Genomic DNA, 18113 nt, shown 5'->3' with positions numbered 1-18113 from the left:
CTATTAATGTTGGAATCCGCCCAAGGACAACACATCACGATTCAAGCTTCAGGTACTGATTCACAACAAGCACTTGATGCCGTTTGCCACCTTATCGAAGATAAATTTGATGAGGGTGAGTAGCTAAGACGCTTTACTCACAACGACGCAAACTCAAACGGTGAACCAACCTATATTAAATCTTAGTTCTACCTAAGTTTATGATTTAAATAAGCCCTAGAATTAAGTTACTATTCCAAGCATTGTAAGAATAATGAGATAGGAGGAAAATATGGCAGAGCAATTAGAATTCGACCAAGCTCACCAAACCCTCCAAGAAGTCAGCGAAGCCCTAGAAAACGGCCGATTTGTACACGTACGCCGACAACTTCAGGACATGGAGCCTGAGGATATTGCACACCTTTTAGAAGCCTCCCCTCGCAAAAGTCGTGACGTACTCTGGCAACTCACCGATCCAGAAGACTACGGTGAAATTCTTGATGAACTAAACGAAGACGTCAAAGATGCTCTTGTGTCAAAAATGGCGCCAGAGACCTTGGCCGAAGCGACCGAGGGCATGGAAACAGATGACGTCGCGTACGTACTTCGAAGCCTGCCTGATGATGTTTCTCGCGAAGTCCTTTCTCAAATGGACTCCGCCGATCGTGCACTAGTTGAAACCGCGCTGTCGTACCCAGAAGACTCTGCCGGTGCGATAATGAATACCGACGTAATCACGATTCGTGGTGATGTCGATGTCGACGTTGTATTACGTTATTTGCGTATGCGTGGCGAACTGCCTGATGCAACCGATGCTCTGTATGTCATTGATGAAGAAGAGCGCCTTATTGGTAACTTGTCACTGACCACACTGATTACGACTCAGCCTGATATTGCAGTTTCAGAAGTGATGGACGATGCAGATGAAGCCATCTCTGTAGAGACCAGTGCGTCAGATATCGCGAGCTTATTTGAACGTCGTAACTGGGTTTCAGCACCGGTTGTCGACAGCAACCAACATCTCGTTGGTCGTATCACCATCGATGACGTGGTTGATGTTATCCGTGAAGATGCCGAACACTCAATGATGAGTATGGCGGGTATGGATGATGACGAAGATACCTTCGCACCAGTCGTAAAATCCGCTCGTCGTCGTAGCGTCTGGCTTGGTGCTAACGTTCTAGCAGCGCTTGCTGCCGCATCGGTTTCCAACATGTTTGAAGCAACGCTCGACCAAATGGCTGCGATTGCGGTTCTGATGACGATTGTACCGTCGATGGGTGGTGTTGCTGGTAACCAAACTGTTGCTCTAGTGATTCGTGGTTTAGCACTTGGTCACATCGGTGACAGTAACAAACGCGAACTACTATTCAAAGAGGCGGCTATCGGCTTCCTCAATGGCGTTATATGGGCCGTTATCATTGGTGGTATTGTGGTAGCTTGGAAAGGCAACTGGATACTGGGAGGCATCATCTCAGCCGCAATGATGACCAACTTGATAGTGGCTGGTATCGCCGGTGTAACCATTCCAGTGATGCTGAAGAAGATGAATATCGACCCAGCATTAGCCGGTGGTATGGCACTAACTACAGTAACCGATGTTATTGGCCTATCGGTGTTCTTAGGCTTAGCGACCATACTTATCTAAGTTGTCGTCATAAAGCGCTTTAACAGCGAAACACTGCATACAAAAAGGGAGCCATTGGCTCCCTTTTTTAGTTCATCAATATGGCATTAAGTGACTTATTCGCCTGCCACTTTCATAGACTCAAGCAGGATAGAACCCGTTTGAATTTGCGAGCGTGTTTCAACGTCGTTACCGACTGCAACGATCTGATTGAACATGTCTTTTAGGTTACCCGCGATAGTCACTTCCGATACTGGGTATTGGATTTCTCCATTCTCAACCCAGAAACCTGCCGCGCCACGAGAGTAATCACCCGTTACAGTATTCACGCCTTGGCCCATCACTTCAGTTACGAGGAAGCCAGTGCCCAACTCTTTAAGCATCTGCTCAAAGTTTTGGCCTGTCGATTTAACGAACCAGTTATGAATACCACCAGCATGCCCCGTCGGAGTCATATCCATTTTACGTGCTGCGTAACTCGTTAGTAGGTAGGTTGCAAGTACACCATCAGTGATGATTTCACGATCTTGAGTAAGCACACCTTCACTATCAAATGGGCTCGACGCCAAACCGCGTAGGATATGAGGACGCTCAGAGATGTTGAACCAATCCGGCAAGATTTTCTGACCTAGATGATCCAATAGGAAAGACGCTTTGCGATACAGGTTACCACCGCTGATCGCCATCACTAGGTGGCCAATAAGGCCAGTTGCCACATCATTAGCGAACATGATCGGGTATTGACCTGTTGCTAGCTTTTTCGCATCTAAGCGGCTAATGGTCTTTTCTGCTGCTTCTTGACCTACGCGCTCAGGCGTCCATAGCTCATCACGGTGACGTGCAACGGTATAGCTGTAGTCACGTTCCATTTCACCATTAGCACCCTGACCAATCACGCAACAGCTCGTACTATGACGGCTAGATGCATAACTTGCTAGCAAACCGTGGCTGTTACCATAGACCTTAACACCGTAGTGGCTGTCGTAACTCGCGCCATCACTTTGTTTGATCTTGTCGCTATAAGCTAATGCTTGCTTCTCAGCAGCAATCGCAATCTCAGCGGCATAGTCTGGGTTTGGTTCATCAGGGTGAAAAAGGTCCAAGTCTGGAATCTCTTTCACCATGTATTCTTTTGCTGCAGGGCCAGCGAACGGATCTTCTGAGGTGTACTGAGCGATATCGAGTGCAGCTGCGACTGTTTGAGCAATCGCTTTTTCACTCAGATCAGATGTAGATGCACTGCCTTTTTTCTGGCCGCGATAAACAGTAATGCCTAGCGCACCATCACTATTAAATTCAACGTTTTCCACTTCACACATGCGTGTTGAAACACTCAAACCCGTTGACTTAGTAATAGCGACCTCAGCGGCGTCGGCACTCACAGAGGCCATGTCCAACGCTTTTGCAACTGCGGCTTCTAGATCAACTCTTTGCTGGGCGACTTGCTGTTTTACATCCATATCTATTCTAATTTTGTAGGTCAATATTACGTAGGATAACAAGAATTTCGCTTTCTCCCCAAGATTCTTGCTAAAATAGGCAATATATTCGTTTGAGATAGTGACATAGGCAGAAAAGATGGCTCGCAAAAACCAAAAAGCTCCATGGGAACCAGAAGAAGAAATCATCTGGGTAAGTAAAACCGAAATGAAAACGGACATGGAAGCCCTACAGAAACTAGGGGAAGAACTTGTTACCCTAAAGCCATCAGTATTAGAGAAATTCCCTCTGTCTGAAGATTTGGCACTCGCGATTAAAGACGCACAACGCTTTAAGAACGAAGCAAAACGTCGCCAGCTTCAATACATTGGTAAGATCATGCGTAACATCGACCCAGAGCCGATTCAAGCGGCTTTGGACAAGGTACGTAACAAGCACTCACAAGCAACAGCTGAGCTACACAAGCTTGAGCAACTGCGTGACCGTATCGTTGAAGAAGGTGATGCTGCTATTTCAGAAGTCATGGAAATGTATCCTGAAGCAGACCGTCAACGTCTTCGCCAATTGGCGCGTCAAGCTAACAAAGAGAAGAAAGCAAACAAGCCAGCAAAGGCTTTCCGTGAGATCTTCCAAATTCTGAAAGAGCTAAAACAAGAAGACTAATCCGTCATCGCTTTATCAGTTACCAAAAAAAGACCTAGCACGTGCTAGGTCTTTTTTTGATTCTGCCGGTAATTAAGTACTACTCGCCAGCTCTAACAAACGAGCTCAGCTCTGGCTGAGGGTGGTCGACAGTGAGTACCTCAATTGAGTCCTCAACCAATACCTTCCCCAAAGCAACGAACACAAATTTATTCGCAATGCTACGCGCATCACCTAAATGGTGCGTCACCATCAAAACCGTAATATTTCGCTCTGCCGCTAATCGCTTCACTAAGCTAAGCATCTCTTCTCGCAGCAAAGGATCAAGCGCAGAGAAAGGTTCATCAAGCAGCCAAATATCATGAGGCTGAACAAAACAACGCGCTAAGGCGACACGTTGGCGTTGACCGCCTGATAAGTGCTCAGGCAATCTATCCAAATACTCAGCAACACCAACTTGCGCTGCGGCTTGTTCCACAGATTGCTCTTGGGTTGCGGTAAGCTTTAACCCAGGATGCAACCCTAAACCAATATTTTCACGTACCGTGAGGTGAGCAAATAGGTTGTGTTCTTGAAACAGCATTGCCAAAGGTCGCTGATGTGCTTCTTTGCCAATAAGCGACTGGCCGGCCACTGAAATCTCACCCGATGTTGGCTCAATAAACCCAGCAACCAATGCGAGTAGCGTTGATTTACCCGCACCACTTGGCCCCATCAGAGCAACAATATCACCCTGCTCGGCTTGGAAATCAAAACTAAACAACTCTTGGTGGTAGTGGTAATCCACATCTTTCATCACTAACATCATAGGTTCCTTAACTCTTTAGCTTTGAGCTTCGAGTAAACAAAAATTCAATCAGGCTAAAGCTGCCAACACTCAGTAACAGCAAACTCACTGACACCACAGCAGCCGCTTCCATTTGATAGCTACCTAATAATTGGAATAGATACAAAGGAAGAGTTCTAAAGTCTTGGCTACCAAACAAGGCAATTGCGCTTAGATCGCCCATCGCCAACATAAAACTGATTGAGAAAGCCTGCGCCATCGGTTTACGCAATGCACGCCACTCCACTAACCTAAAGCGAGTAAAGCCAGTCATACCCAAACTGGCACACACATATTGATATTGCTGAGACAGATGCAACATAGGTTGGGCAAGTGTCTTAATCACATAAGGCAGCGCCATTAGGCTATTTACGGCAATCACAATAAAGAAAGCCAAGCTGAACACATCGGTAAATGAACGTAGCAATAAGAAGATACCTGTGCTGATCACTAATCCCGGCGTCACCAAGATAATAGTGCCGATCAGCTCGATTTTATCGGCTCTGATCGTCTTGTTTTGCAAGCGCCACGCACGGCTCGTGAGCAATATAGCGATACCTATGCCAACAGCAATAACACTCGCCAATAAAGCGACTCTCACCGACGTCATCAGCGCCGCCCAAAATGGCTCACTGCTGAGCACTGTCAAGGCTTGAGCGTTAATACCACTAACAAGCACCATCAACAGTGGCGGTAATACGAGTATTGATACCATGATGATCCAAAAGCTATCCCAAGCTTTTGACCACCAGCTGTCTTTAACCAAATACTTCTCTTCCGACAGCTGACTCGCCGTCACTGAGATCGGCTTAGATAGGCGCTGAATACTCACCGCTAACACGCCACATAACAGCATTTGCCATATCGCCAGCAAAGCCCCCGCTTGCAGATCAAAGTCGAATTTAATCGCCTGATAAATAGCGAGCTCAATGGTGGTTGACTTAGGCCCACCGCCCAGCGCCATCACAGTTGCAAAGCTGGTAAAGCACAGCATGAAGACTAAGCCACATACATGGGGTAACTGTTGTCTTAAGCGAGGCCATTCAACCCATTTGAATTTATTCCAATGACTCATGCCTAAATGCGCACACAACTTGTGCTGCTCAGCAGGCACCGTATCTAACGCTTGCAGAAGTAAGCGACTAGCATAAGGCAGGTTGAAGAAGACGTGTGCCAACAAAATACCATTCAGGCCATAAATCGAGAATGGGAGCTCAATGTCGAAGTTCGCCAAGGATTTAGCTAACCACCCACTGTTGCCGTAAATCGCTAACAAACCGAATACACCGACCAACACAGGCAGAACTAAGGTCGACGCAAAGAGTCTTAACAGTAGTGCTCGCCCAAAAAACTGTCTGCGACACAGGGCGTGTGCAATAGGTATAGCAAAACCAACACTCAGCACCGTTGAGAGTGTCGCTTGATAAAAACTGAACTTCGTTACATGCCAATAGTAGGGATCGGACCATACTTGGCTGATATCAAGAGAAGGGGCATTGCTAAGCAATGCCCCTACTGCTGAAACCACGAAGGCGGTAATGAATATCGCGACCCAAATACCGACCTTAGGCGTTTTCTTTATCATAAATTGATTTTTACCGTAAAAAGTCCATTCCAAACATAAAGAATGGCTTTAAATACAGGTCGTTCATTCTTTTAAAAGTAAATTAAAAAGTAAGTGCACTCTGCCATTCACGAATCCAAGGCTTACGCTTCTCGGCGATCTCTTCAGAGCTAAAGCTTAACGCTTGCTGAGGTACCGTCAGTTGTTCGAAACCTTTTGGTAGCTCAACATCCGTCACTGGGTACATCCAGTTGCCTGTCGGCATCGCCGATTGGAATTCATCACTTAGGATAAACGCCATAAACTCATCAGCAAGCTTTTCATTCTTACTGCCTTTGACCTTTGCTGCCACTTCCACTTGAGTGTAATGTCCCTCTTCAAAGTTCGCAGCTGCGTACTTAGAATCGTTCTCCGCAATGATGTGGTAAGCCGGAGAAGTGGTGTAAGACAATACTAAATCAGATTCGCCCTCTAGGAACATAGAGTAAGCTTCAGACCAACCTTTGGTTACCGTCACCGTTTTCTGAGCTAGCTTCTTCCATGCCGCTGTCGCTTGATCACCGTATACCGATTTCATCCAAAGCATCATGCCTTGGCCAGGTGTTGAAGTGCGTGGGTCTTGGTAGATAATCTTCAGGTCTTCACGTTGCTCAACCAACTCTTTCAGACTTTTCGGTGGATTTGCTAGCTTCTCTGTGTTGTAGACAAAAGCGAAGTAGCCAAAGTCATAAGGTACAAAGGTCTTATCATCCCAACCATTAGGCAGTGTTACTGATGAGGTATCAACGTTGTGCTCAGCCAATAAGCCCGTCGCTTTCGCTTCAGCCATCAGATTGTTGTCTAAGCCCAGAACGATGTCAGCTTTGCTGTTAACGCCCTCAAGACGCAAGCGGTTAAGAATAGACACGCCATCTTCAAGCGCGACAAAATTCACATCACAGCCACACTTTTCTTCAAACGCTTTCTCTACGGCAGGACGAGGACCCCAATCCGCAGCAAAAGAGTCATAGGTGTAGACGGTTAACGTATCGTCTGCAGCAAAGGCAGAAAAAGAGATCGCTGTAGTAACAGCAAGGGTAGTTAATGTGAATTTCACTGGACGCTCTCCATGGTCTGAGCGGCACAGGTTTGAGGGAGGAGAACGATAGAGGTTGTTCCTAACTCAATTCCTACGCCAGCATTATCTGGTTCAGGTTTACGGGTCCCAAGCACATGCTTGATCTCAGCTCGCATTCATTATTTGAATGGTTTGCTCCCCGATGAGTGTTCAGAATTGTAATTCGATTTTTAACAATAAGCTATCAAGTTTGGATCAATTACGTTGATCGTAGCCCCATCTAGGCACTAAACCTTGGTCAATACCAAGATGGTCGAGAATGCGCGCCACCATAAAATCGACCAAGTCTTCTATTGACTTAGGTTGGTGATAAAACCCCGGAGCGGCTGGCATGATGGTTACACCCATGGTCGATAGCTTGTGCATGTTCTCTAGATGTAGCGTTGAGAATGGCGTTTCACGAACCACCAATAACAGCTGGCCTCGCTCTTTCATCACCACATCTGCTGCGCGCTCAATCAGGTTATCCGATAACCCATGAGCAATGGATGCCAAACTGCCCGCAGAACATGGGCAGACCACCATCTGCTTCGGCGCTGCAGAACCTGATGCAACTGGAGAGAACCAGTCATCTTTGCCGCATACCACCAGCTTTTCTGGATCGCAGCCCAAGTGCTTAACCAAGGCTTGCTTTGCCGCATCTGGCCCAGCAGGTAACTTAAGCTCATGCTCAGTAGCCAACACCACTCGCGCTGCCGACGAGATCAACAGATAGACCTGATAGTCTGCTGCCAACAAGCATTCAAGCAAGCGCAATCCGTAAGGCGCACCAGATGCGCCAGTAAAAGCAAGAGTTATCGCTTTATCGTGTTTTGTCATGTTCTCAGTTACTTCAATTATAAAGTCGTGGACTGGGTTAACCTTTAAGAGCTAACGCGTCCAACAATTTCTGGTGAATACCACCAAAGCCACCATTACTCATTACCAGAATTTGGTCGCCCGCTTGCGCCTCTGAAACAATTTTAGCAACAAATACATCCATATCGTCACTAACATGTGCAGGCTGATGACAAGCATCTGCGACATCCTGCACCGACCAATCAATGTTGTCCGGTTGGAATAAGTAGGTGGAATCCGCTTGTTTAAGCGAATCAGCCAAGGTTTCTTTATGCACACCACGTTTCATGGTGGCGGAACGAGGCTCTAAAACGGCAATGATTTTTTTCGAGTCGACCTTATTACGTAAGCCGCCGAGCGTAAGTTCAATCGCCGTTGGGTGATGAGCAAAATCATCATAAACAGACACACCAGCTACCTCGCCTTTAAACTCTAGACGACGTTTAGTATTGATGAATTTCGCCAACGATTCACACGCTAAATCTGGTGTCACACCCACATGCCTTGCCGCAGCAATCGCCATAAGAGCATTGTTGACATTATGATCACCAACCAAGTCCCAAACTACTGTACCAACACACTCACCTTGGAAGTAAACTTCAAATTGAGAGCCATCTTTAACTAGCTTTTTGGCATCCCAATCGCCAGCTTCGCCACTCGATTCTGTCTCACTCCAGCAGCCACGTAATAAAACATCTTGAATCGCGGTGTCTTGCTTGGGTGAGAAAATACGACCATTGCCTGGCACAGTTCGCACTAAATGATGGAATTGGCGTTTGATCGCTTCAAGATCGTCAAAGATGTCGGCATGATCGAACTCAAGGTTATTCATTACCAAGGTTCTTGGATGGTAATGAACGAACTTAGAGCGTTTGTCGAAAAAAGCACTGTCGTATTCGTCGGCTTCTACCACGAAGAACATGCTGTCACCTAAGCGAGCAGAGATACCAAAGTTACCCAATACCCCACCAACTAAAAAGCCTGGCGCATAACCGCAGTCTTCTAAGATCCAAGCCAACATACTGGAAGTTGTAGTTTTACCGTGAGTACCGGACACCGCAAGAACCCAGCGGTCATGCAGTAAGAACTCTTGCAGCCATTGTGGACCAGAGGTGTATCTAAGGTTGTTATCCAAAACATACTCAACACATGGGTTACCACGGCTCATCGCATTACCGATAACCACCAGGTCAGGCCTAGGCTCTAGTTGGCTTGGGTCGAACCCTTCAATAATTTCAATCCCTTGCGACTCCAACAAGGTGCTCATTGGTGGGTAAACATTCGCGTCACTACCCGTAACCTTGTGACCTAATTGACGAGCCAATACCGCAGCACCACCCATGAAGGTGCCACAAATTCCTAAGATATGAATATGCATAAATTGCTTCCAAAACGCTTGGCTAAATAAACAGTGCCTAATTAAAACGGCTTGTACTCATTATCATTAAATGACGCTTAAAAGCGAGCAGCAATGCAAAACAAATTGAGTCGACATAGTAAGTGAGATCTGTGTCGCTTAGTTCATTACCATTAAAAAGATCTAAGCCTTAGAATTTAGGTAAGCGTCTAGATGAATAAAGCCCACTTAAGAGGCAAATTCTATGGTGCTCAAATCCCCCCTAATATTCAGAGAAGTTTAAGGAAATAACATGTCTGAGATGCGCACCCTTGGTGAGTTCATTGTTGAGAAACAGAGTGACTTTCCCCATGCAAGTGGTGATCTATCATCCCTTTTGTCATCAATTCGTCTTGCTGCAAAAATTGTTAACCGTGAAATCAACAAAGCAGGTCTTGTCGACATTACTGGCGCTGTTGGTACAGACAACGTTCAAGGTGAAGAGCAGCAGAAGCTAGACCTTTATGCGAACGACAAATTTAAAGCGGCTCTAGAAGCTCGTGACCAAGTTTGTGGTGTAGCAAGTGAAGAAGAAGACGAAGCGGTTGCCTTCAATAAAGAGCTCAACAAAAACGCAAAATACGTCGTGTTGATGGACCCGCTTGATGGTTCATCAAATATCGATGTAAATGTATCGGTTGGTACGATTTTCTCTATCTACCGCCGTGTCTCTCCAATCGGAACACCACCGACTCAAGAAGACTTCCTGCAACCAGGCCACAAACAGGTAGCTGCCGGTTACGTAATTTACGGTTCTTCAACAATGCTGGTTTACACAACGGGTGCTGGCGTAAATGGTTTCACCTACGATCCATCTCTGGGTACTTTCTGTCTATCTCATGAAAACATGATGATTCCAGACGAAGGTAAGATCTACTCGATCAACGAAGGTAACTACATCCGCTTCCCAACCGGTGTTAAGAAGTACATCAAATACTGTCAGGAAAGCGAGCCAAGCGATAACCGCCCTTACACGTCACGTTACATTGGTTCTCTTGTGTCTGATTTCCACCGTAACTTGCTAAAAGGCGGCATCTACTTGTACCCAAGTACAGAGAGCCACCCTCAAGGTAAATTGCGTTTGCTTTATGAATGCAACCCTATTGCTTTCCTTATGGAGCAAGCTGGCGGTATAGCATCAGACGGTGCACAACGTATTATGGATATCAAACCAACAGAGCTACACCAACGTGTGCCTTTCTTCGTTGGTTCAACAAAAATGGTACGTAAAGTAGAAGAGTTTCTTGAGCTGAACCCTGAGTAACCCTCTCATTTCATTCTCAAACTAACGCCATTAAAAAAGCCAGCACCTCAGTGCTGGCTTTTTGTTGTCTCGTAAGGTGATTAACTAGTTAGGAATCATTGTTCCGCTGACACCAGTCACCCGAAAGTATTTCTTTATTAGCTGTTAGATCAAGCTGATACAAATATACCCATGCTAACCCAAATATAGTCTCTATTTGCTCGCGACGATACTCGACAGGCACATCTTCTAGCCGATCGAGCGACGCCAAAACTTCGTCGTTAATCATATAGACCTCCCCAGCGACACTTTTCTTTCCAAAAATCATCGCGGGATAGGCATCTAGGTCAAAAAGAGCGTATTCCTCAGGAGTATCAAATCGCCCAAGTAAATCACAGCCCTTCAAATAATGATGATTCGATTGACCCTGTCTCAAGGTTCCATAAACAAAAACAAGATGCTTCATAAATCCCCCACAAGCCATTCACGCAAGCGCGTTAAATGAATGGCTAAAACATTGCCGATCGAACTCAAACAGCTCTACTCGAACTCAAATTGATAAAGAAGGTCTACCGCACTGTCGAGACCCGAAACGGCTTCAACGTAGAGATCCTGCATCAATCGATAACGAACGGTAAACTCACCAAGCGAATTGAAGATACCAACGCCATACTTAACCTGTAAACCAGGCAGGATGTAACCACTTACCGTGACTTGTGAGTCGTCGCCAGAGCCTGCGGTATCCAGTTGCAAATCTTTTACACCAAAGGCCTCACCAATCTCACCAACGACCTTACCGCTCTTCGCTAAGCTCAAGCCAATTAAGGTCGTTGTCATTGAGCCATTCGACTCGCCATCAATATCTTGACCACGCAAGATGTATGAAAGAGCATTTGCTTGCGGCATCGCAGGATCAGAATAAATCTCAATAGCTGGTTCTGTCGCAGGGCCTGTCACTCGAATACCAGCTGTCACATCATCTTGAGTATTATCAGGATTACGAATCGCATTGATCGCAACGTATGGCTGATCCGGTGGCCCATTCATTAAGATTTTTCCCTCTTCGATAAGCAGGTCTTGTCCAAACGATTGGTAGGTACCGTTAACGATGTTGACCTCGCCCGTCACAAACGGGCCTTGGTCTTTTTGAGCCACATTCAGTTTACCGACCAATTCACCTTCAAGGCCGAAAGCAGACAATTTGAAGTCATCACCGATTGAGATATTAATATTGGTCATCACATTAAATGGAATGGTCGATTCGCCTTCAGGTTGCAGGTCTTTATTCAAAATGACCTGATCAGAAGAAACACCAACTGCAGACGGTGGCAAGTCTTCAACGACAATGCGGCCCCACGGTAATGCAATGTCACCAGTAATTTTTGCAAGCTCAGGCGTAACGTCTATGGTCATATCAGGGACGACCTTAACCTTGACCATAGGTGGAACAACCACCATCAACTCATCAGCAAACACCCTAACATTCGAATGCCATGCTTGGAGATCTTGCCACTCACCAGAGCCTTCGATATCCAACTGACCATCTGGTGTTTCCACGTTAGCGTCAAGCTTAGCGCTATAACCATTAAAGTCGAGAGCAATGCGGCCATCCTTCACATCAATAGGAGTTACATCACCTTTGACTTGAATTCCATCCACAGAGAATTGACCAAAAACTTGAGGGTGCATCAAAGAACCTTTCACCTGCAGGTCACTCGCAAGGTCGGCTTTCAACAAGCTGTATTCACCTAAAATTGGCTGTAAGAAATCCAAATGGAAGGTCGTCAACTTAATCGCAGCATCGACCATTTTATCTTGTGCAAGAACATCAGACAGCGACACGGTACCAGACAGGTCACCGTTATCGGAAACATCCAGTTTGAAGTCTGCATCTAGCTTGTTGTCTTTCAGTTGAGCGTTTAGGGCAACGCTCTCCCAACCGATTGTGATTGGTTCACCCACTTGCTGTACAGCCTGACCTTTTGGCATATCAAGGTTTACTGTTACCTCTGGCTGGCCTTGTTCCGACCACTTAGCATGAGCTTTAACATTTACTAAGCCTTGTAGCTCAGTCTCTTTTGGAACAAAGGCTTTAATCTGATCGAAGTCGAACTGATTGATTGCAATCTTAGCCTCACCCGACTTCCCAGCACGGATGTCTTCGTCCAGACACACACTCGAACCAGCTTGCTTCCAACAGTGCGCTTGAACATCAGCAAACTGCTTGTCGACATCCGCCTTAATAGAGACAGGTTTATCAAGCACCCAAGGGCCTTGTTGAGTCGTGATTTTTACTCGGTCTAACGAGCCATCCCAAATGAGAGAAGGCTTCTGAATCAACTCGCCAGAAATTGCTAGGCTTGTAGAGACAATGTCAGATATCACATCTAGAGTCACAGTGTGCTTTTTCTCACCGCCACTTACCGTCAAGTCGATGCTTTCGACGTTTTGTTCTTGATAAGTTAAATTTTTAGCCTTTAAAGCAAGGTCAGCTTGCGCTTCGGGTAACGGAAGTGGGACCACAGAACCATTAAGTGATAATGACTCAAGCGTTGCCTCGTTATTCCAGTCCACCTTATTTACATTCAGTGTCAGGTCGACCTTAGGCTCTTGAGTTGGACCGCTAAGTTGGATGTTACCAATCACTTGTCCTTTCAAATCAGGAACACTTTTCACCAGCTCAGGGAAATAAATATCAACACCCATATCCCACTGTTTATCAAGCTGCCCCTGAGCCTTAATCGAGTTCACACCGTGCGCCAAACTCAAGCCACTGGTTTTCAGTTTAGGCTCACCACTTGCACTACGATCGGACGCCGACAACTGACCTTCAATATCCAGAGGGTAATCACGCAAGATACCCTCGATATCAAGCTTAGGTAACTCAATCGCCCAGCCACCAGCCTCAGTCAATTCACCCGAGGTCACTAAGCTACCGCTGATTTTACCTTCCGCTTCAGGCCACTGTAGACCAGGTTGAATGTCTTTTAGGGATACATCCGCTTGCCAGTTAACAAGCTTTGCCCAGTTAGCTTTGACCGTACCGTTGAGCTCACCGCCCAAGGTGTTCAATTTCAGTCGCTCAAGCTCTATTTGTTCAGTGGTACCTTTACCCTGTAAGTCGATGGCTAGGGCTGGAATCTCCTTACCGTCCGCCTCACCTTTAAGCTGAACATTAAAGCCATCTAATGAACCATCGGCTTTAAAGCGTTCAATTTCGGCTTGATAATCGCTTTTACCAGTTAGAGGCCATTGCACTTGCCCATCTTCTAGCAGTAAATCAAATGGCAATGTTGGCTCTAAAGGTTGAAGTTCTCCAGAGAGTTTGGCTTCTATCAAGTCAGAAAACTGCGAGTCGAGCTGTAGTTTGGCCACACTGCCTTGTGCTTTCAGTGATAACTTCTGACCAGCAAGGTCGGTTTCCTTCACCTTAGCGTCCAATGAAAGCTCTAATGGGTAGCCATCTTTCAGCTCAACCTTAGTAGAAAGGTTCGCGCTCGCCTGTGGCATGTCGAGTTCAAGAGTGGATACATCAACAGTATTTTTTCCAGCTCGCACTTCAAGCCCAAGGTGATTAACAACGATGGGCGTCTCTTGCTCTAAAGTGAAACGATTGAGATCAAAGCGCTCTAGTACAACCTGTAATGGAATCCAAACCTCAGGCAGCTCTATCGCGGTTTTAACGGCAGGTTCAGGCTCAACGACTTCTGTTTTTTGCTCTTCAGTTGATTCAGCAAGTTTAACTTTTAGGTCATTGAACAAGGTTGGCGATACTGTCAGCCTTTCACCTTGCATATTCAAAGCTGTTGAGAACAAGCTCCATTCAATCTCATTACCCAAGATGTTCAGCTTAATATCAGATAAAGCGATGCGATTGATGGTGATTGGAAGTGGCGTTTTTACCGACTTAAGAGGTGGCGTTGGCTCAGTCTCTTCTGTAGAGGCAGGAGGAAGCTCCGTAAAAGCAAAATCTAGCCCCTGAATTGCAATGCGATCAACACACAACTTAGGATCGAGCAAACAACGAGGATTAATAGCCAATACCAGTTTTTCCACTTTGGTATCGATATGGAGGCTATCATCTTTGAATTGAACATTATTAAGTGTGAAGTGCGGGAACAGAGCACCTTTTGTGCTCCCCACTTTAAGTTGTGGCAGAGCTTTTTCAGCGCCCCACAACACAGTGTTTAAGCCAGGGTTTGTAAACAATACAAAACCTAACAGGGCTATTAACAACAGCAAAATGGACGTCAGTGAAATCGACGTCCATTTTATGCATTTGCCCATCACTTTGATCATAACTCTGGTCCTAAACTAAAGTGCAATTGGAACTCGTCACCTTTCTCTGCATCTAGCCCCCATGCAAAGTCAAGGCTGACAGGCCCAACAGGCGACGCCCAACGAACACCAACACCTGTACCACGTTTCCACTCTGGTTTATCGTTGAACGCATCACCTATATCGTAAAAGGCTGCTCCCCACCAGTTTCCAACTAAACGGTATTGATATTCAAACGAGCTGGTTGCGATAAACTTAGCACCCGTTAATGCGTTACTTTCATCACGAGGAGAGATCGATTCGTAGCCATAACCACGGATACTGTTGTCACCACCGGCGAAGAATCTTAGTGAGGGAGACAGTTTCTCAAATTCATCAGCAAAGTTACCACCAAACTGCAGGCGGGTTAGACCGCGGTGATTGTTCCCGATACTTCTGATCCAAGCCGTTCGTCCTTGAAAACGTACCACCTTGGTTTCCGACAATAAGGTGTCATCACCCGCTTCAACCATGATGGTTTGTTTATCACCCCACATCGGCATCGAACCACCACGTGTTCGAGTTCGTGAAAACGAAATACCCGGCAAGACGAATTGCGCCAAATCGTCTTGTAAACCTTGCTCATAGTTTTCAACCAAGTATCGAATGAAGACAGTACGTTGCCAGCCGTTATCAAGACGCCAATACCTCTCTAGCGCTAAGTTCGACTCCAAACTCTTGGTATCACGATTATCGAGGTTCTTCATCCCGTACTTAACTTGGTAATAGTCGTTGAGCACATCATCTAGTGGAATTTTATAAGTCGCAGTAATCGTCTGTTCAGGTTTGGATATCGACAAACTACTATTAAAACTATGACCAAGTTCGTTAACCCAAGGTTTCTTCCATTTGAGCGTACCTTTCACACCAAGGTCGGTAGAGACACCAATACCCGTTTCAATCTGGTTACGCGCTTGCGGAGCAAGGCTAACCTTCATCGGAATTTCTCTACCTTCACCTAATTGGCTTAAATCAGGCGCAACAAAAACCGAAGAAAACCAATCCGTATTGGACAAGTTCTGGTTGTACTCACCCACTTTAGTAATCGAATAAGGCTCACCATCTTCAAAGGTCTTGAGAGATTGAACCTTATCGTCCTCGATTTGACTTCCAGTCACTGTGGTTTTGCCAAAGTGGTAGCGAATACCACTGTTGTAATGAAGGCGAACATAAGCACGGTTCAATTCAGGCGCAACCTCTAGCTTACTGACTTCATATGTGCCATCAAAGTAACCTTTAGCCAGACCGAGATTACGAATCGAAGACTTCAAAGAGTCGTAATTACCATGATTTAAAATAGTGCCTTTAGAGAGCTTACTCTTGGCAATTAAGGCTAAAAAGTCTGGATCATCTTTGGCTTCACCGCTCAGTACGATGTCTGATTCATAGATACGAACAGGCTCTCCCTGCTCAACCGTCACCGTGAGCTCAGTTTCATCTTCAGAGTGGGAAAAAGTAATGGTGGGTTGGTAATAACCTAATGCATTGAGGGCTTCTTTAATCATAGACTCCAAACGAGACTGGAATCTTAGTGATACCGCATACTCTTCTTCAGGCACAGCACTTAGATAAGCATCTACATTATCTTCAAGCGCTCCATCAAGCCCTTTAATTTCAAGGGAAACGTCAGCAAAAGCGAGCGTCGATGACAATAGAGTGCCAATCAGAACTGGTAAAGTTTTTCTTATCATGCTTAATTGGTGAAGAAGTTATCAATACGTTAATAATCAAAAAGAAATAATACCGCTAAAAAGGCATTGAGTCTGTAAGTAATCCTGCAATAACACGGTCTAATTTAAAGACTTATTTAATATGAACCAAGCGTTAATACGCCCACAGTTCACAAAAGCCAACGTGGTCAACGTATGCGAAAAGGAATATGACATGCTAAACAAACAACAACTGGTTTCCGCAGCCACCGCATTACCGGGAAATGCTGCTCCAATTCAAATCACAGAGCACCATTACGTTAATCAAACTGACTTGCTAGCAGCCCCTGTGGGCTCCCAACAAGAAGTGTTGTTAGGCATGGGATGTTTCTGGGGAGCTGAACGTCTGTTTTGGCAATTAGACGGTGTGGTATCTACATCAGTGGGCTACGCAGGCGGCTACACAGTGAATCCAACCTATGAACAAGTGTGTACCGGACAAACTGGCCATACAGAAGTCGTTCGTGTCATTTTTGATAGCGAGCAAACGTCTTTAGCACAAATACTTGAGACATTCTGGGAGCGTCATGACCCAACTCAGGGTATGCGCCAAGGTAATGATTTAGGCACACAATACCGCTCTGCTATCTACACCTTCAGTGAAGAACAACAGACTATTGCTGAACAATCTCGACAAAATTACCAAAGAGCGATTACTGCCTCTTTAGGCAATGAGATTACGACAGAAGTTCTACCTGCTGGGAAATATTTTTTCGCGGAAACCTATCACCAACAGTACTTAGCTAAGAACCCTAATGGTTACTGTGGGTTAGGCGGAACTGGTGTTTGTTTCCCTCCGCAATAACGCATAGCGAGAGACGAGATTCGGAATAATCAAAACTAAAAAAGGGCTTTCGTTAGGAAGCCCTTTTTACATTTAATCGTTCAAGGTGAGAGCGATTTACAAAAAGTAATTACACCGGAAGCGCTGCAATTGTACCGTTCACTTCTTTAAAAATAGTGAGCTTTTGTTTATCTGAAACTTCAGGGAGCAGCACTTTACCATGGTCAAAACGGAACTCTCCGACACCTTCGATGGCAAACTGGCCTTTGAATAGGACTTTAACGAAACGCGCCACCTGATGTGGGCGGTAAGTAGAAAATTTTCTTAACATATTACAACCTCAATTCCATTTGAGTACTACAGCCACGCACCTGAACTCTGGCAAGTTCGAAGCACATTTAATCGCTAATTCCTTTAGCAAACAGCAAGATAATCTGTTGTTTATCTTGATATTGTTGCATTATACCTTTTGGTAACAAGCCTGCAACTTATTTCTACGTCGTACGATAAAAAAGTTAAAGAGGCATTTTTCAGATTTCATATTATACTTCCAATGCAAACCAACAAGCGGAACAAAAATATAATGAAAAACAAAACTCTACTGGCTTTATTAGCCGCAGCCTCTCCACTCT

The 18113-nt window shown here is 45.5% G+C and carries 15 protein-coding genes and 1 riboswitch; of the genes, 5 read left to right on the top strand and 10 right to left on the bottom strand.

The features are described 5' to 3' along the window. Both BCT81_RS08900 and mgtE read left to right on the top strand, forming a co-directional pair. Positions 1-123: HPr family phosphocarrier protein (locus BCT81_RS08900; protein WP_198596862.1), on the top strand; the 123-nt coding region annotated here is incomplete at its 5' end. A gap of 148 nt (positions 124-271) precedes the next feature. Continuing rightward, positions 272-1627 carry a magnesium transporter gene (gene mgtE / locus BCT81_RS08895; RefSeq protein WP_102423889.1) on the top strand — a complete coding sequence of 452 codons (1356 nt, stop codon included), beginning with the start codon at positions 272-274 and terminating at the stop codon, positions 1625-1627. 95 nt (positions 1628-1722) lie between these two features. Here the strand turns inward: mgtE and pmbA are convergent, their stop codons facing one another. Next, positions 1723-3066, bottom strand: coding sequence for a metalloprotease PmbA (gene pmbA, locus BCT81_RS08890; protein ID WP_102423888.1), 1344 nt, complete (start codon positions 3064-3066; stop codon positions 1723-1725). Positions 3067-3184: 118 nt separating this feature from the next. Here pmbA and yjgA point away from each other — a divergent pair, with 118 nt between their 5' ends. Then, positions 3185-3709, top strand: a complete 525-nt coding sequence (gene yjgA / locus BCT81_RS08885; RefSeq protein WP_102423887.1) for a ribosome biogenesis factor YjgA — start codon at positions 3185-3187, stop codon at positions 3707-3709. Between the two features lie 79 nt (positions 3710-3788). On the opposite strand, the gene thiQ is transcribed toward yjgA, so the two are convergent. The 5 genes from thiQ to mpl form a co-directional block, all read right to left on the bottom strand. Continuing rightward, positions 3789-4493 (bottom strand): thiamine ABC transporter ATP-binding protein, encoded by a 705-nt coding sequence (gene thiQ / locus BCT81_RS08880; protein ID WP_102423886.1) that lies wholly within the window; start codon positions 4491-4493, stop codon positions 3789-3791. 10 nt (positions 4494-4503) lie between these two features. Next, the gene (gene thiP, locus BCT81_RS08875; protein WP_198596861.1) at positions 4504-6099 is read right to left on the bottom strand and encodes a thiamine/thiamine pyrophosphate ABC transporter permease ThiP; all 1596 of its coding nucleotides are present in this window, start codon (positions 6097-6099) and stop codon (positions 4504-4506) included. 82 nt (positions 6100-6181) lie between these two features. Next, positions 6182-7174 carry a thiamine ABC transporter substrate binding subunit gene (gene thiB / locus BCT81_RS08870; protein ID WP_102423885.1) on the bottom strand — a complete coding sequence of 331 codons (993 nt, stop codon included), beginning with the start codon at positions 7172-7174 and terminating at the stop codon, positions 6182-6184. A gap of 53 nt (positions 7175-7227) precedes the next feature. Further along, a riboswitch (TPP riboswitch) is annotated at positions 7228-7347 on the bottom strand. A 43-nt stretch (positions 7348-7390) separates the two neighbouring features. After that, positions 7391-8014, bottom strand: coding sequence for a flavin prenyltransferase UbiX (locus BCT81_RS08865; protein WP_004738720.1), 624 nt, complete (start codon positions 8012-8014; stop codon positions 7391-7393). 37 nt (positions 8015-8051) lie between these two features. After that, entirely contained in the window at positions 8052-9410 is a 1359-nt protein-coding gene (gene mpl / locus BCT81_RS08860; protein ID WP_102423884.1) for a UDP-N-acetylmuramate:L-alanyl-gamma-D-glutamyl-meso-diaminopimelate ligase, read from the bottom strand. A 271-nt stretch (positions 9411-9681) separates the two neighbouring features. Between mpl and fbp the strand changes: the two genes are divergently transcribed. Then, positions 9682-10692: a class 1 fructose-bisphosphatase gene (fbp, locus tag BCT81_RS08855; RefSeq protein ID WP_008220458.1), complete on the top strand. Its 1011-nt coding sequence runs from the start codon at positions 9682-9684 to the stop codon at positions 10690-10692. Positions 10693-10780: 88 nt separating this feature from the next. Here the strand turns inward: fbp and BCT81_RS08850 are convergent, their stop codons facing one another. The 3 genes from BCT81_RS08850 to BCT81_RS08840 all read right to left on the bottom strand — a co-directional run bounded on the left by BCT81_RS08850 (position 10781) and on the right by BCT81_RS08840 (position 16679). Further along, the gene (locus BCT81_RS08850) at positions 10781-11137 is read right to left on the bottom strand and encodes a gamma-glutamylcyclotransferase (protein ID WP_102423890.1); all 357 of its coding nucleotides are present in this window, start codon (positions 11135-11137) and stop codon (positions 10781-10783) included. 74 nt (positions 11138-11211) lie between these two features. Then, the gene (locus tag BCT81_RS08845; protein ID WP_102423883.1) at positions 11212-14970 is read right to left on the bottom strand and encodes a translocation/assembly module TamB domain-containing protein; all 3759 of its coding nucleotides are present in this window, start codon (positions 14968-14970) and stop codon (positions 11212-11214) included. Further along, positions 14967-16679 carry an autotransporter assembly complex family protein gene (locus BCT81_RS08840; RefSeq protein WP_102423882.1) on the bottom strand — a complete coding sequence of 571 codons (1713 nt, stop codon included), beginning with the start codon at positions 16677-16679 and terminating at the stop codon, positions 14967-14969. Before BCT81_RS08840 ends, BCT81_RS08845 begins: the two co-directional genes overlap by 4 nt. Positions 16680-16872: 193 nt before the next feature. On the opposite strand from BCT81_RS08840, the gene msrA reads away from it, so the two are divergent. Beyond that, the gene (gene msrA, locus BCT81_RS08835; RefSeq protein ID WP_102423881.1) at positions 16873-17502 is read left to right on the top strand and encodes a peptide-methionine (S)-S-oxide reductase MsrA; all 630 of its coding nucleotides are present in this window, start codon (positions 16873-16875) and stop codon (positions 17500-17502) included. A 109-nt stretch (positions 17503-17611) separates the two neighbouring features. Here the strand turns inward: msrA and BCT81_RS08830 are convergent, their stop codons facing one another. Next, complete coding sequence (locus BCT81_RS08830; RefSeq protein ID WP_004738731.1) at positions 17612-17812, bottom strand: DUF1107 family protein; 201 nt, start codon at positions 17810-17812, stop codon at positions 17612-17614. Positions 17813-18113: the final 301 nt, after the last annotated feature.

This window comes from Vibrio sp. 10N.261.52.A1 (assembly GCF_002876325.1).
GTDB lineage: Bacteria > Pseudomonadota > Gammaproteobacteria > Enterobacterales > Vibrionaceae > Vibrio > Vibrio chagasii.
This window is presented reverse-complemented; position numbering and strand designations above follow the sequence as displayed.